The sequence below is a fragment of the Mucilaginibacter calamicampi genome, assembly GCF_042676765.1.
GTDB lineage: Bacteria > Bacteroidota > Bacteroidia > Sphingobacteriales > Sphingobacteriaceae > Mucilaginibacter > Mucilaginibacter calamicampi.
The window spans coordinates 120,894-136,486 of sequence record NZ_JBHTHU010000021.1; the positions used below are offsets into that span (position 1 = coordinate 120,894).

The following is a 15,593-nucleotide window of genomic DNA, read 5'->3' on the forward strand; positions in this document are numbered from 1 at the left end:
ATAAACAAGTTAATTTAAACACTAAATATTAAAAGATTAGATTATGCCCAGAGCAAAAGTAAAAAGAAAGAGTACAGCGATAGACATGACCGCCATGTGCGACGTGGCTTTTCTCTTGCTAACATTCTTCATATTATCGGCAAAACCAAAAACGCAGGACCCAATTACCGCTAACCCACCTGCTGCCACTTCGGAGGTTAAACTTCCGGAAACAGATTTTGCTGCTATTATTGTTGGCCAGGGAAAAGTGTTTTACAGTATTGAAGGTCAGGACCTGAGAATGGAAGCACTAAAGTCAATGGGTGAAAAATATGGAGTAACATTCACACCCGAAGAAGTAGTTGCCTTTAGTAACACAGAATCGTTCGGTGTGCCTATCAAACAGTTAAAACAATTACTGGCTGTCCCTGTAGCTGATCGCGCAGATGTTCAGCAACCAGGTATTCCTGTTGACACCACTGACAATAATGAACTGTTCCATTGGGTGAAGGAAACACGCAAAGCTGATGCAGCACTTCACAATGTTGTGCTAACGGTTGCTATTAAAGGTGATAGTAAGGAAGAGTATCCTAAAATTGCCGATATTATAAAAACCTTGCAAAAGCAGGAACAAAATAAATTCAGTTTAATTACTTCTCTTAAAAAAGAGCAAAAATAAAAGGAAATGGCAGAATTAGATACCTCCGGGGGGGGTAAAAAAGGTGGTGGGAAGGTAAGAAGTAAAAAGGCATCAACACGTGTGGATTTAACTGCAATGGTTGACTTGGCTTTCTTGCTTATTACGTTCTTCATCCTTACTACTACCCTCCAAAAACCTAAGGCAATGGATCTTACCATGCCTGATAAACAGGAAGACAACAAAAAGGTAGAATTAGACGTGGCCGAAAGCCGTACAATGACTATTTTAATTGGAAAAGACAATAAAGTAGAATGGTACATAGGCCAATTGTTAAAACCTATAGCAGGCCCAACTATTGAGGGTTTTGGAAAAAATGGTTTAATAAAGACTTTAGTTGAAAAACAAGCTGAGATCAAACGGACCCAAGGGAAAGATATGATCGTAATTATAAAGCCAAGTGCCAAATCTACTTATGAAAATGTTGTTACTGTTATGGATCAACTAAACATAATAGGTAACCAGATAAGAGCAATACAAGACATTTCGCAAGATGATGTTGGTTTGCTTACTGCACACGGTTTATACTAAGGAATAATAAATAGAAGAATATAAACGTTAAAAATTAAACTCGGAACCATGCTGGGATCTAAATTAGACATATTAAAGCAAGAGTGGATCGACGTTGTTTTTACCGGGCGTAACAAAGCATACGGAGCATACGAGCTAAGAAAATCTAATCCGCGTAATACTAATCGCGCATTGGCATTTGGCATTGTATTTTTCGTACTGGTTATATCCCTTAAAACAATCATCAATATTATTGATGGGTTCATTCCGAAGGCCGATGAGAAGGTTAAAATGACGGATGTTATTTTAGCCCCGCCGCCGCCAGAAGAACAGAAAAAAGTGCCACCTCCGCCACCACCGGAGCCGCCAAAACCAAAAATTGACCAGGTAAAATTCCCTCCTTTGGTTGTTAAGCCGGATGTTGAGGTGAAAGAAGATCCACCAACTCAGGAAGAACTGAAGGTAGCCGATCCTGGTCCAAAAGATCAGAAAGGTGACCCTAATGCGGAGATCAGAATTGATGAGCCCGTAGGTAACTCAGACATTAAACAGGTTACAGAAGACGAAAATAAAATTTTCGTTTCGGTTGAATCTTCACCCGAGTTTCCGGGTGGTGCGGCTGCCTTTACCAAATATTTGGAGAAGAATATCAAGTATCCGGGCGTTGACAGAGAAAACAACGTATCGGGTAAGGTTTTCATTTCATTTGTGGTAGAGAAAGACGGAAGCTTAACTGACATAAGTGCAGTGCGCGGCCCTAGCTCTACTTTAAAAGAAGAAGCCGTACGTATACTTTCAAAATCACCAAAGTGGAAAGCCGGTATTCAAAATGGCCGACCAGTACGTGTACAATATACCGTTCCTATCAACTTTACGCTCGGCGAAGAGCAATAGTGTAATGTCGTTAAAATTTGATAGTAAGCAAAAATCGCTCAAAAGGCGGTTTTTGCTTATTTTAGGAGCTGTAACTGCTGTTTGCGTTTTGGCCCTTGGCCTTATGGTAATATTTTGGAAAGACATGTTACCACAGCTTTCGAGCTTTCAGCGAACCGGATTTGGCGTTTTGATTATGGTATATGCGGTGTTAAGATTTGCCCGTTTGTTAAGAAAGGACCCGGATGAAGTTTAAAGCAAAATATTTGTTTGTTGCTTTGCTGGCAATCACCGCGTGCGGAGAGAAGAAGAGCGAGGGGAAGCAGAAGGAAACTACAATAAGTGGTACAACTTTAATCGCCGTTGATGAGTCGTGTCAGCCTATTGTTGATGAAGAGGCGTTTATTTTTAAAAGCCTTAATGAGGGCGCAAATTTAAATATAGTATACGGGTCAGAGAACAGGGCGGTAAGAATGCTGTTAAATGACAGTGTTAGATTAGCCATACTGTCGCGTAAATTGAGCACTCAGGAGGAAAGGATACTCATAAATAGGAATTTAGCGCCACTGGTTGACAGATTTGCCGTTGATGCAGTTGCACTCATAGTAAATAACGCATCAGTTGATACGTTGATTACCGTAAGTGAACTAAAAAGTATGCTTAACGGAAAGACTAAAACAGAATTGAATATTGTTTTTGACAACCCTAATTCAAGTCTGGTAAGGTATTTGAAGGCTTTTTCTGGCAGTGCAGATTTAAAGGGAAGAAATATTTATGCCCTTAAAGACAATAAGGAAGTAATAAAATATGTTAGCCAGCACACAAATGCTATAGGCATAACAGGTTTTAGCTGGCTAAATGATCCGGATGATGATTTTGCTGATGCGGTTAAAAAGGTTAAACTGGTTGGAGTAAAGGATGACAGTAATAAGACAGAGTATTTTAAACCTTCGCAGTCTACTCTGGCTCTAAAACAGTATCCGCTTACCCGCGATCTTTACATCGTTAATAGTACAGGCAAACAGGGTTTAGGATCAGGATTTGCTTATTTTTTGCTGGGAGAGAAGGGCCAGCGGATACTCTTGCAATCAGGAATATTGCCTGATTCAATACCAACACGAGAAGTGAATATTATAAAGAAGAACAAGTAACAGACGTAAATTATAAAACTAAAATAGTAAAAGATGAAAATGATCAGAAGAATAGCTGTAGCTGTAACGGGCCTTGCGCTTATGGGATCATCAGTTTTTGCACAAAGCCTTGCTGATGCCAAAAAAGCAATTGATGCCGAGCAGTATGTAAAAGCTAAAGCGATGCTAAAGAACTTGACAAATACGCAGCCAACTAATGCTGAGGCATTTTTTCAGTTGGGTTGGGTATACCTTGCGCAGGAATATGTTGATTCTGCTAAAGTAGTATTTGACAAAGGCGTTCAAGCCGATGCTAAATCACCTTTAAATTTTATAGGTTTAGGTGCTGCGGCTCATTTAAACAAAGACGAAAAAACCGCTACCGAACAATTTAACAAAGCCATTGAGTTAGCGAAGAAAAAAGACGCTGAGCCTTTTCTTTATATAGGCAAAGCTTACCTTTTAGGTGCCGAGGATGGTAAACTGTCTGGTGAAAATGCCAGGTTGGCCATTGCCGCGTTAAATAAAGGTAAAGAGCGCGATGATAAAAATGTTGATGTATATATTGAACTGGGAAATGCTTATCGCTCGCAGTTTAATAGCAACGACGCTTTTAAAAACTACCAGGAGGCTTTAACGCGTGATCCAAAATCGGTTAAGGCTAATACAGCTGTAGGCGTATTGTGGAGATATGCAGACAGCTTTGACACAGCAGAAAAGGCTTTCCAGACAGCTACCGCAATAGATGCCAATTTTGGCCCTGCGTACCGCGAGTGGGCTGAAACTGAAAGTCGCCAGGCTGGCACCGACCGTAAAGTGGCTGTTGAAAAAATAAATTCTGCTGTAAAACACTATGAAAATTTTATAACGCTAACAGACAAGTCTGAGGAAACACTGTTGCGTTATGCAGACTTTTTAGTACGTGCAGGTAAATGGGCTGAGGTAAAAGATGTTGCTACCAAATTGGCTGCTTCACCTAATGCTAATGCGCGTGTTTACCGTTATTTAGCTTATGCTGCTTTTGAACTTAAAGATCCTAAAGCTGCCAATGAGTGGATGGGTAAATGGATTGCAAAGGCTGATCCAAAGCGTGTTATTGCTCGCGATTTTTTATATCACGGTCGTGCCCAAATAGCAGCGGGCCAGGATACTACTAAAGCGATAGAAACGCTGACAAAAGCTGTTGAGTTAGACAGCACATTTGCGGATGTTTATAGGGATATAGCAAAGGTGAATGTGGATAGAAAAAGATATGTGCCCGCTTTCAATGCTTATTCTAACATATTGAGAAAAGATAAGAACCTGACTTTTGGCGATTATTTAAGTGTTGGTAGATTTGGTTATTTTGCATTTACTGATCAGGTTACTAAGGCAAAGACTGACCCAAGTATTAAACCAGATTCAAGCTTGTTAGTGAGGGCTGATTCTGCGCTTAGTTACATGCAGAAAAAGATGCCTACCCCAACTTTTTATGCTCCTTTATTTAGAGCGCGAATAGCAGATCTTCGTGATCCTAATAGAGATAGTAAATTAGGTTTAGCTAAGCCTTACTATGAGCAGGTTATTCAACTTTTGGAGCCGAAAGCAGCTTCAGTAGCCGGACAGGAAAGAACCGCGTTGATAGAAGCTTATGATTATTTGGGTAACATTTATGCTTACAAAGAAAAAGATGATGTAAATGCCGCATTGTACTTTAACAAAGCAAAAGCACTTGACCCTGCCGACGCGCAGGCAGACTTTTACTTTAAGCAAAAGGCCGGCGCTAAAAGCAAGTAACAAATAACATTTTATGTAATAACAAAGGCTTCTTTTTAAAGAAGCCTTTGTTATTTATAAGCCCTTTGTATATTTGCAGCATGGAAACTCAAAGTTTACCGGTAAATTACTTACCAATAATTTTCCAAATGCTGGTTGCACTTGGTTTTGTTGTGGCAACCATGTTTGGTACGCACAAATTAGGCCCCAAACGGGTAACCAAGGATAAGCTTACGCCTTTTGAATCGGGTATTGAGGTTATTGGTAACGCGCGTACACCTATCTCTATTAAATATTTCCTTGTAGCCATACTTTTTGTATTGTTTGATGTAGAGGTAATATTTATGTACCCCTGGGCGGTTAACTTCAAAGCGTTAGGTAAAGATGGCATGATAGAAATGTTTATTTTTATGGCCACCCTTTTAGCAGGCTTTATTTACGTTATAAAGAAAAAAGCGCTGAACTGGGACTAAAGAGCACATGCTGGTCGCTTAATAGTGGGCAAAGCTTTTCAGAGCAGCTGTTCCAAAAGTGTTTCACTTAAGTTGTAAATTTTCGTTATTTGCAATCGCTTGACAGGCAGTTTGTTAGGATTATTTTACAGCTAAATTTTCTGACTTATAAGTTGTTTCAAAGTGTTTCAGCACATAGTATTATCTCGTTGTATATCAGTTGTTTAACAATTTTGGCTGTTCCACGTGTTTCACTTGTTCCGCGGAACACTTAGCAGCATATTTTTAATAGCAACGTTAAAACGATAAGCAGGAGCGAGGCTATAAGCGCAGTTGTTTAGAATAATTCTAAATATATTTGGTTTAGCCTTTAGTGTATCTATTACAAGGTATTTTATCATAAATTTGCGCGTCCAAATGGCATACTTTGGATGAGTATTTGATAACTATAATTCATGAGTGATATTCAAATAGTTGGGGCTCCCGCGGGAGTAGAGGGATCGGGATTTTTTGCAACATCATTAGATAAGGCTGTCGGATTGGCTCGCGCAAACTCGCTTTGGCCTTTGCCTTTTGCCACTTCATGTTGCGGTATCGAGTTTATGGCCACCATGGCCTCGCATTATGATCTTTCGCGTTTCGGTGCAGAGCGTTTAAGCTTTTCGCCACGCCAGGCCGACCTTTTAATGGTTATGGGAACCATCGCCAAAAAGATGGGCCCGGTGCTACGCCAGGTTTATCTGCAAATGGCCGAGCCACGTTGGGTAATGGCCGTTGGCGCATGCGCATCAAGCGGTGGTATTTTTGATACTTATTCGGTTTTGCAAGGTATAGACGAGATCATTCCGGTTGACGTTTACGTGCCAGGTTGCCCGCCACGCCCCGAGGCCATTATTGATGGCTTTATGCACATACAGGAGCTGGTTAAAACAGAATCAACCCGCAGGCGCGAAACTCCTGAATACCAGAAATTATTAGCTTCATACGGAATTCAATAATGGGTAAGATAACTAACGAAGAAGTATTAAATAGCATAACTACCCAATTTGGTGATAAAGTAACGGTAGTGGGTGAGCCTTTTGGTTTGCTTACGGTTGAAACTACAAAAGAGCAGATAAATGATCTGTTGGCTTTGCTTAAAAACTCAGCAGTTCTTCAGTTTATTTACTTAACAGATATCACTGCAACGCATTACCCTGAACAGGAACTTACAATAGGTGTGGTTTATCACCTGCACAGCCTGGTAAATAATGTGCGTGTGCGCATAAAAGTGTTTATTGATGGTGATAATTGCCATATCCCTACAGCAACCAACCTTTGGAATGGTGCCAACTGGATGGAGCGCGAAACTTACGACCTGTTCGGTGTAATATTTGACGGCCACCCTGATTTGCGCCGTATATTGAATGTTGACGATATGACGGCATTTCCGATGCGCAAAGAGTTCCCGCTGGAGGACCCGAACCGCGTTGATAAGAAAGATTATTTTTTTGGAAGATAGAGCATGGAGAATCATCCCGTATATATAGATAACGATCCGCAAAGCGAACATTCCACGCTTAACCTAGGCCCTACGCACCCGGCCACCCACGGCGTTTTTCAAAACGTATTAGAAATGGATGGCGAGCGTATTATTAGCGGCGTTTCAACCATAGGATATATCCACCGTGCGTTTGAAAAAATTGCCGAGCATCGCCCTTTCTATCAGATAACTCCACTTACCGACCGTTTAAACTATTGTTCATCGCCCATAAATAACATGGGCTGGCACATGACGGTTGAGAAACTGTTAAATATACAAACCCCGAAACGTGTAGATTACTTACGCGTTATTGTAATGGAGCTTGCCCGTATTGCCGACCACATTGTATGTAACGGTGTATTGGGTGTAGATACCGGTGCTTTTACAGGTTTCCTTTACATGATGGAGTTCCGTGAATCTATTTATGAGATTTACGAGGAAGTTTGTGGCTCTCGCTTAACAACCAACATTGGCCGTATAGGCGGATTTGAGCGTAACTTTAATACAAAAGCTTTTGCCAAACTGCGTAAGTTTTTGGTTGAGTTCCCTAAAACATTAAAAGAATTTGAAGCGCTGTTTACGCGCAACCGCATATTTATTGATCGTACCAAAGGCGTTGCAGCTGTAACTGCTGAGGATGCTTTAAGCTACAGCTGGAGCGGGCCGTTATTGCGCGCTGCCGGTGTTGATTACGATGTGCGTGCCATGAATCCCTACTCAAGCTATGAGGACTTTGATTTTGAAGTCCCGGTTGGCGAGAATGGTGATGTTTATTCGCGCTTTTTAGTACGTAACGAAGAAATGTGGCAAAGCCTTCGCCTGATAGAACAGGCATTGGTAAAGCTGGAAAAAGAGAACAGCGACATTTTCCACGCTGATGTGCCGGAATTTTACCTGCCTCCGAAAGAGGAAGTTTATAATAACATGGAAGCGCTTATCTATCACTTTAAAATTGTGATGGGCGAGATACCTACCCCACATACCGAGGTTTATCATGCTGTTGAAGGTGCTAACGGCGAGTTAGGCTTTTACCTGATAAATGATGGTGGCCGTGCACCTTACAGACTGCATTTCCGCAGGCCGAGTTTCATCAACTACCAGATGTATGCGCCAATGAGTGCGGGTATGTTGCTTTCAGATGCGATAATTAACATGAGTAGTTTAAACGTTATAGCCGGAGAGTTAGATGCTTAGAGTTGAAAATACCGAACTGGTTCCGGTTGAGTTTTCAACCTCGCTAACCAACCAATTTGCTGACATTGTTAGCCGCTATCCCGAAGGAAAACAAAAATCGGCTTTGCTGCCAATACTGCATTTGGTACAAGCGGAGTTTGGCTGGGTTAGTGCACCGGCAATGGATAAGGTTGCCGAATATTTAAAGATACAGCCTGTTGAAGTATACGAGGTGGCAACGTTTTACACCATGTACTTTATGCGCCCTCAAGGCAAATATGCATTAGAAGTTTGCCGCACAGGCCCATGCTGTTTAGTGGGCGCCGAAAAAATAATGGATCACCTGGAACAAAAACTGGGTGTTAAAGAAGGCGAAATTACTGCCGATGGCTTGTTTAGCTGGCGCGGTGTAGAGTGTTTGGCTGCATGTGGTTTTGGCCCTGTTTTACAGATAGGCCCTGAATACACATTTTATGAGAAACTGACTAACCAGTCTGTTGATCAATTGATAGAGGATTTAAAAGCTAAGGCGAATAATTAATGGGACGCAAATTACTTTTAGAACATATAAACGTACCTGGCATCAATACTTTTGATGTGTACCGCCAAAAAGGTGGCTACAGATCTGTTGAGAAAGCTTTAAAACAGATGTCGCCAGAAGAAGTGGTGGAGGAAGTTAAAAAGTCGGGTTTGCGTGGCCGTGGTGGTGCAGGTTTCCCTACCGGGATGAAGTGGAGTTTTTTGGCTAAGCCGGAAGGTGTTGCACGTTACCTGGTTTGTAATGCTGACGAGTCTGAGCCCGGTACTTTTAAAGATCGTTATTTGATGACCTACATCCCTCACTTGTTAATTGAGGGGATGATCACATCAAGCTATGCTTTAGGCGCAAAAACATCATACATATACGTTCGCGGCGAAATGATGCCGCAGATCCGCATACTTGAAAAGGCCATTGCCGAAGCAAAGGCGGCAGGCTTTTTAGGTAAAAATATTTTAGGTACCGGCTATGATCTGGAGTTGTATGTACAACCCGGTGGCGGTGCTTACATCTGCGGTGAAGAAACTGCCTTGTTAGAATCATTGGAAGGTAAACGCGGTAACCCACGTATTAAACCACCATTCCCGGCTATTGCTGGTTTGTATGGTTGCCCTACAGTGGTTAACAATGTTGAATCTATCGCTGCAGTAGTGCCTATTATTAATGATGGCGGCGAAGAGTATGCTAAACTAGGTATTGGCCGTAGTACAGGTACTAAACTGATATCTGCGGGCGGTAACCTGGCTAAACCGGGTGTTTACGAAATTGATCTGGGCCTGCCGGTTGAAGAATTTTTATACAGCGACGAATATTGCGGTGGTATTGCCAACGGCAAACGCTTAAAAGCGGTTGTTGCAGGTGGTTCATCTGTGCCAATTTTACCTGCTAACCTGTTTATGAAGACAGCCGCGGGCGAAGGACGCTTAATGAGCTATGAGTCATTGTCTGACGGTGGCTTTGCTACCGGCACCATGATGGGTTCAGGTGGTTTTATCGCTTTTGACGAAGATCAGTGCATTGTACGCAACACCTGGAACTTTGCCCGTTTTTATCACCACGAAAGCTGCGGTCAATGTTCGCCTTGTCGCGAAGGTACCGGCTGGATGGAAAAAGTATTGCATCGCCTGGAAATGGGCCATGGCACCATGAGTGATATGGACCTTTTGGTTGATGTATCAAAGAAAATAGAAGGAAATACAATTTGTCCGCTGGGCGACGCGGCAGCATGGCCGGTAGCCAGCGCTATACGCCATTTCAGAGATGAGTTTGAGTGGCACGTGAGCCATGCAAGCGAGGCGGTAACAAGGAATTATGGATTGGCACATTATGCTGATCCGTTGCCTGCACCTGTTCAGGCTGCACAATAAAAGTTGTCATTGCGAGGTACGAAGCAATCGCAAGGACGCAAAGCAATCATGCATAATTCGCGATTGCTTCGTACCTCGCAATGACAGGAAAAATATTAAAATTGACTAATATATAACGTCAAATGAAGGTTACGATAGACGGAATATCAGTAGAAGTGCCAGACGGAACAAGCATCCTTAACGCCGCAAGGGTTATAGGTGGCGATATCGTTCCGCCTGCTATGTGCTATTACTCTAAATTGGCCGGCAGCGGTGGTAAATGCCGTACCTGTTTGGTGCAGGTTAGCAAGGGTTCTGATAAAGACCCGCGCCCTATGCCTAAGTTGGTAGCATCATGCCGTACTAATGTTATGGACGGCATGGAAGTGAAAAATATCACTTCGCCGGAGGTTATTGAGGCACGTAAAGGTGTGGTTGAAATGTTATTGATAAACCACCCGTTGGATTGCCCTGTTTGCGACCAGGCAGGCGAATGCCATTTACAGGATCTGGGCTTTGAGCATGGCAGGGAGAAAACCCGTTATGAGTTTGACCGCCGTACGTTTGAAAAAATTGATATTGGCGATAAAATTCAACTACACATGACGCGCTGCATCCTTTGCTACCGCTGTGTTTTCACTGCCGATCAGATTACAGATCATCGCATCCATGGTATTTTAAACCGTGGCGATCACTCCGAAATATCAACCTACATTCAGGCTGCTGTTGATAATGATTTCTCAGGAAACGTTATTGATGTTTGCCCTGTGGGTGCTTTAACTGATAAAACTTTCCGCTTTAAAAATCGTGTTTGGTTTACCAAACCTGTTGAGGCGCACCGCGATTGCAACCACGAAAATTGCAATGGTAAAGTAACCCTTTGGTATAAAGGCGAAGAGGTTATCCGCGTAACTGCACGTAAAGATCAATGGGGAGAAGTAGAAGAATTTATCTGTAACGAATGCCGTTTTGATAAGAAGAAAACTTCTGATTGGGTGATTGAAGGGCCGCGTAAGGTATCGCATCATTCGGTAATCAGCGCTAATCACTACGAAATGAAACCGCTTCCGGTTGTTAAAACCAACCCTGTTTTGCAGGAAGCTAATAAAACACAATTTGAACGGGAGACACGTTTATAATGGAACTAACTGATATCCTTATAAAATTTACGCTGATAGTGATCATTTTCGCTATTAGTTTGGTGGTAGCCATGTACTCTACTTACGCCGAGCGTAAGCTGGCGGCATTTTTTCAGGATAGGGTAGGCCCTAACCGTGCCGGTCCGTGGGGTATATTACAACCCCTTGCCGATGGTGGTAAAATGTTTCTGAAAGAAGAGATCATTCCTACCAATGCAACAGGTTTTCTGTTTATTGTAGGCCCGTCCCTTGCAATTTTTACCGCATGTATCGCATCAGCAGTTATCCCATGGGGGCAGAAACTCACTATAGGTTCAACGGTAATTGATCTGCAGGTTACTGATATTAACGTAGGTATATTGTACATTTTTGGTGTGGTATCATTAGGCGTTTATGGTATTATGATAGGCGGCTGGGCATCAAATAATAAATACTCTTTATTGGGTGCTATCCGTGCTGCATCACAAAATATCAGCTACGAAATTTCAATGGGCCTTTCTATTATCGCTTTGATAATGGTTACGGGCACCATGAGTTTAGGCGAAATTGCCGGGCAACAGCATGGCTTTTGGGCCGATGGCTGGTTTAGCTGGTTTGTATTTAAGCAACCATTAGGGTTTTTGCTATTTATAATTTGTGCATTTGCCGAGACAAACAGATCTCCGTTTGATTTGCCTGAGTGCGAAACGGAGTTAGTGGGTGGTTATCACACAGAATACTCGTCAATGAAACTGGGCTTTTACCTGTTTGCAGAGTATATCAACATGTTTATATCATCCGCAGTAATGGCTACGCTTTATTTTGGTGGCTATAACTATCCGTTTATGGATTGGGTGGCTGCCAATGCAGGTACCAACATATCTGTGATATTGGGTGTGGTATTGCTATTTGGCAAAATATTCGGTTTCATCTTCTTCTTTATGTGGGTGAGATGGACAATACCGCGTTTCCGCTATGACCAATTGATGGACCTTGGCTGGAAATCATTAATACCATTGGCCATAGCAAATATTATTATAACAGGTTTGTGGATGACTTTTATTAGAGGATAATATGGAACCATTAAGTAATAAAAGAAAGGTATTAGAGTCGAAGCCGCTTACTTTAATGGAGCGTGCTTACCTGCCTGCTATTTTGAAGGGTTTGAGCATTACCATGAAGCACTTTCTGAAAGTGGTTTTTGCTAAAGGCGATGTGACCATTCAGTATCCCGAACAAAAACGCGAATTCTCTGAGAACTTTAGAGGAATGCACTCGCTTAAGCGCGATGAAGATGGTAAAGAGCGTTGCACTGCCTGCGGATTATGCGCTTTATCTTGCCCGGCAGAAGCAATTACCATGACAGCCGCTGAACGCCAAAAAGGCGAAGAGCACCTATATCGCGAAGAAAAATACGCTGCTGTTTATGAAATAAATATGCTGCGTTGCATTTTCTGCGGTTTATGTGAAGAAGCCTGCCCTAAAGAAGCTATTTACCTGGATGGTGATATTGTACCATCAGATTATTTGCGGAAGGATTTTATTTACGGTAAGGACAAATTAGTAGAGGCTCCGTTAAATCAATAAAGAAGTTTTATACCTTTGCCCAACTTTTTCAGGGGTGTAAGGTACGTTAATAGATAACCATGAATCCATTTTACATTGTAGCGTTTTTGTCTATCTGCTTTGCCATTTTGGTGATCAGCGCAAAAAACCCGGTGCATAGTATACTTTATCTTATACTAACCTTTTTTACCTTCACTATTCACTATATTTTACTGAACGCGCAGTTTTTAGCGGTTGTGAATTTTATAGTTTATATGGGCGCTATATTGGTGTTATTCTTATATACACTGATGCTTATTAACCTGAATGAGGATTCGGAGCCGGCAAAATCAAACTTTGTAAAAATAGCCGCGGTTATTGGCGGCGGGTGTTTTTTGGTAACCATTGTGGCATCAATAAAAGCCCTGGGTGCATCAAACGAAGTATCAATGAAAAACCCTGATCTGGGTTTGGTTAAAAACCTCGGAAAAGTATTGTTTAACGAATATTTATTGCCATTTGAGATCTCGTCAATATTGCTGCTATCGGCAATGGTAGGCGCGGTGTTATTGGCTACTAAAGATAAAGACCCAAAAGCAGCGTAATATGCAAAGTTTAACAAATACTATGTTGGGTGTGCCGCTTAATCATTATATACTATTTAGCGCCATCATATTTTCTATAGGTGTTATGGGTGTATTGTTACGCCGTAATGCCATAGTGATCTTTATGTCTATTGAGCTGATGTTAAATTCGGTTAACCTGTTGCTAACAGCATTTTCGGTTTACCGTGGTGATGCTGCCGGACAAGTGTTTGTGTTTTTCATTATGGCACTGGCCGCAGCCGAGGTTGCAGTGGGATTGGCCATCATTGTAATGATCTATCGCAATACTAACTCGGTAGATATTAACGTGCTGAACAGGTTGAAATGGTAGCCCCCCAGCCCCCTAAAGGGGGAGTTAAAGGGCAAATAATATAAAAGAAAAGACCACCATTGTTCCCCCTTTAGGGGGTTAGGGGGCAAAATATTATGGATAAATATATCTGGCTTATTCCTTTATTACCGCTGCTGGGCTTTGTTATCAATGGCATCGGTCGCAATGCGTTATCAAAAGGTGTTATCGGCGCAATAGGAAGTTTAGTAATACTTGCATCTTTTGGTTTAAGCGTTGCTGCTTTTTTCCAAATAAAATCTACAGGTGTACCAATTAACGTTGATCTGTTTACCTGGTTCAGCGTGGGCTCATTGCATGTAAATTTCTCTTTCCTGGTAGATCAGTTGAGTTCTATAATGCTGCTGATCATAACCGGAGTAGGTTTCCTTATCCATTTATATTCTACAGGCTATATGCATGATGATGCAGGCTTTGGTAAGTTCTTTTCTTACTTAAATCTGTTCGTTTTCTTCATGCTGCTACTGGTAATGGGTGCTAATTACCTCATCATGTTTATTGGCTGGGAGGGCGTAGGTTTATGCTCATACCTGTTAATTGGCTTTTGGTATACCAACGCAAGCTACGCTGATGCTGCGAAAAAAGCTTTTATAATGAATCGCGTAGGCGATTTAGGATTTCTTATCGCCATATTCTTGATCTTTAATCACTTTGGAAGCATCAGCTATGCCGAGGTGTTTGAGAGCGCTAAAACATTAGGTGCCGGTGGTGCTCCGCTTGTATTGATCACCATTCTGCTGTTTGTAGGTGCTACGGGTAAATCGGCACAATTGCCATTGTTTACCTGGCTGCCTGATGCGATGGCTGGCCCAACACCTGTATCAGCATTGATACACGCGGCAACAATGGTTACAGCAGGTATCTATATGATAGCCCGTTCTAATATCCTGTTCACAATGGCTCCCGAAACGCTGGAGGTTATTGCCATAGTAGGGTTAGCTACTGCCTTGTTTGCAGCACTAATAGCACTTACACAAACTGATATTAAAAAGGTACTGGCTTACTCCACCGTATCTCAATTGGGTTATATGTTTTTAGGCTTAGGGGTTGGAGCGTTTACCGGCTCATTCTTCCACGTATTAACCCATGCTTTTTTTAAAGCATTATTGTTCCTCGGCGCAGGTTCTGTTATCCATGCCATGGGCGGCGAGCAGGATATGCGCAAAATGGGCGGCTTAAAAGGCAAGATCAAAATAACGTTTATTACCATGCTGATAGGTACTATAGCTATCGCAGGTATTCCTCCGTTTTCCGGCTTCTTTTCAAAAGACGAAATTTTAGCGGCAGCTTATGCGCATAACCCAGTTTATTATGTAATAGGAGTTATTACTGCTATGCTAACGTCATTCTATATGTTCCGTATGATGTACCTTACCTTTTGGGGTAAATTTAGAGGAACGCATGAGCAGGAGCATCATTTACATGAGTCGCCTGCAAGCATGACCATTCCATTAATTGTTTTGGCTGCTCTATCTGCTGTTGCCGGTTTTATAGGTGTACCCCAAGTACTTGCCCCCTATGCAGTTGTTGATCATCATGCGTTAGGAAGTTTCCTTGCTCCTGTTTTTGAGGCATCACATACAATAATGGGCGAGCATGAACTGAGCCACAGCACAGAATGGCAATTAATGGGGCTTTCAGTTGGAGGCGCTTTAATTGCTATGGCTTACGCTTATTCAAAATATGTTAAAGGCGCGCATGTGCCTGTAGCAGATGAACAGGAGCGCACGTTTTTTGCAAACCTATCCTACAATAAATTTTATGTTGATGAACTGTATGATGCCATTATCCGCAAGCCATTAGATGCCCTTTCGGTGTTTTTCTATAAAGTTGTTGACAGGTTGGGCATAGACGGTATTGTGAACAGCTTGGGTAAAGGCACCATTGAAGCCAGTAAAAGCTTCAGATTATTGCAGGCAGGTAACGTAGGTTTCTACATATTTATGATGGTAGTTGGCATTATTGCCATCCTGCTATATAGCTTAACAAGTGTTATTTAAA

General features: G+C 42.0%; 18 protein-coding genes. All 18 read left to right on the forward strand.

What is annotated here, in order from left to right; genetic code table 11:
• Positions 1–43: 43 nt before the first annotated feature.
• Positions 44–658: an ExbD/TolR family protein gene (locus ACFQZS_RS16285; protein WP_377101995.1), complete on the forward strand. Its 615-nt coding sequence runs from the start codon at positions 44–46 to the stop codon at positions 656–658.
• A gap of 6 nt (positions 659–664) precedes the next feature.
• Entirely contained in the window at positions 665–1,207 is a 543-nt protein-coding gene (locus ACFQZS_RS16290; RefSeq protein ID WP_377101996.1) for an ExbD/TolR family protein, read from the forward strand.
• A gap of 48 nt (positions 1,208–1,255) precedes the next feature.
• Positions 1,256–2,080 carry an energy transducer TonB gene (locus ACFQZS_RS16295; RefSeq protein WP_377101997.1) on the forward strand — a complete coding sequence of 275 codons (825 nt, stop codon included), beginning with the start codon at positions 1,256–1,258 and terminating at the stop codon, positions 2,078–2,080.
• A gap of 4 nt (positions 2,081–2,084) precedes the next feature.
• On the forward strand, positions 2,085–2,315 hold the full coding sequence (locus ACFQZS_RS16300; RefSeq protein WP_377101998.1) for a hypothetical protein: 231 nt from the start codon (positions 2,085–2,087) through the stop codon (positions 2,313–2,315).
• Positions 2,305–3,210 (forward strand): PstS family phosphate ABC transporter substrate-binding protein, encoded by a 906-nt coding sequence (locus ACFQZS_RS16305; protein ID WP_377101999.1) that lies wholly within the window; start codon positions 2,305–2,307, stop codon positions 3,208–3,210. The genes ACFQZS_RS16300 and ACFQZS_RS16305 overlap by 11 nt, the downstream gene beginning before the upstream one ends.
• A gap of 39 nt (positions 3,211–3,249) precedes the next feature.
• On the forward strand, positions 3,250–4,965 hold the full coding sequence (locus ACFQZS_RS16310) for a tetratricopeptide repeat protein (protein WP_377102000.1): 1,716 nt from the start codon (positions 3,250–3,252) through the stop codon (positions 4,963–4,965).
• 80 nt (positions 4,966–5,045) lie between these two features.
• Positions 5,046–5,417 carry an NADH-quinone oxidoreductase subunit A gene (locus tag ACFQZS_RS16315; protein WP_377102001.1) on the forward strand — a complete coding sequence of 124 codons (372 nt, stop codon included), beginning with the start codon at positions 5,046–5,048 and terminating at the stop codon, positions 5,415–5,417.
• Between the two features lie 434 nt (positions 5,418–5,851).
• Positions 5,852–6,394 carry an NADH-quinone oxidoreductase subunit B gene (locus tag ACFQZS_RS16320; protein ID WP_377102002.1) on the forward strand — a complete coding sequence of 181 codons (543 nt, stop codon included), beginning with the start codon at positions 5,852–5,854 and terminating at the stop codon, positions 6,392–6,394.
• On the forward strand, positions 6,394–6,897 hold the full coding sequence (locus tag ACFQZS_RS16325; RefSeq protein WP_377102003.1) for an NADH-quinone oxidoreductase subunit C: 504 nt from the start codon (positions 6,394–6,396) through the stop codon (positions 6,895–6,897). The genes ACFQZS_RS16320 and ACFQZS_RS16325 overlap by 1 nt, the downstream gene beginning before the upstream one ends.
• A 3-nt stretch (positions 6,898–6,900) precedes the next feature.
• Positions 6,901–8,112, forward strand: a complete 1,212-nt coding sequence (locus ACFQZS_RS16330) for an NADH-quinone oxidoreductase subunit D (protein ID WP_377102004.1) — start codon at positions 6,901–6,903, stop codon at positions 8,110–8,112.
• On the forward strand, positions 8,105–8,632 hold the full coding sequence (locus tag ACFQZS_RS16335; protein WP_377102005.1) for an NADH-quinone oxidoreductase subunit NuoE family protein: 528 nt from the start codon (positions 8,105–8,107) through the stop codon (positions 8,630–8,632). The genes ACFQZS_RS16330 and ACFQZS_RS16335 overlap by 8 nt, the downstream gene beginning before the upstream one ends.
• Positions 8,632–9,996, forward strand: a complete 1,365-nt coding sequence (gene nuoF / locus ACFQZS_RS16340; protein ID WP_377102006.1) for an NADH-quinone oxidoreductase subunit NuoF — start codon at positions 8,632–8,634, stop codon at positions 9,994–9,996. The genes ACFQZS_RS16335 and nuoF overlap by 1 nt, the downstream gene beginning before the upstream one ends.
• Before the next feature lie 122 nt (positions 9,997–10,118).
• Positions 10,119–11,114, forward strand: a complete 996-nt coding sequence (locus ACFQZS_RS16345) for a 2Fe-2S iron-sulfur cluster-binding protein (protein ID WP_377102007.1) — start codon at positions 10,119–10,121, stop codon at positions 11,112–11,114.
• Complete coding sequence (nuoH, locus tag ACFQZS_RS16350; protein WP_377102008.1) at positions 11,114–12,166, forward strand: NADH-quinone oxidoreductase subunit NuoH; 1,053 nt, start codon at positions 11,114–11,116, stop codon at positions 12,164–12,166. Before ACFQZS_RS16345 ends, nuoH begins: the two co-directional genes overlap by 1 nt.
• Position 12,167: 1 nt before the next feature.
• Positions 12,168–12,680 carry a NuoI/complex I 23 kDa subunit family protein gene (locus tag ACFQZS_RS16355; protein WP_377102009.1) on the forward strand — a complete coding sequence of 171 codons (513 nt, stop codon included), beginning with the start codon at positions 12,168–12,170 and terminating at the stop codon, positions 12,678–12,680.
• Between the two features lie 59 nt (positions 12,681–12,739).
• Positions 12,740–13,243: an NADH-quinone oxidoreductase subunit J family protein gene (locus ACFQZS_RS16360; RefSeq protein ID WP_377102010.1), complete on the forward strand. Its 504-nt coding sequence runs from the start codon at positions 12,740–12,742 to the stop codon at positions 13,241–13,243.
• Between the two features lies 1 nt (position 13,244).
• Positions 13,245–13,574: an NADH-quinone oxidoreductase subunit NuoK gene (gene nuoK / locus ACFQZS_RS16365; protein ID WP_377102011.1), complete on the forward strand. Its 330-nt coding sequence runs from the start codon at positions 13,245–13,247 to the stop codon at positions 13,572–13,574.
• Between the two features lie 95 nt (positions 13,575–13,669).
• Positions 13,670–15,592 (forward strand): NADH-quinone oxidoreductase subunit L, encoded by a 1,923-nt coding sequence (gene nuoL, locus ACFQZS_RS16370; protein ID WP_377102012.1) that lies wholly within the window; start codon positions 13,670–13,672, stop codon positions 15,590–15,592.
• Position 15,593 lies beyond the last annotated feature (1 nt).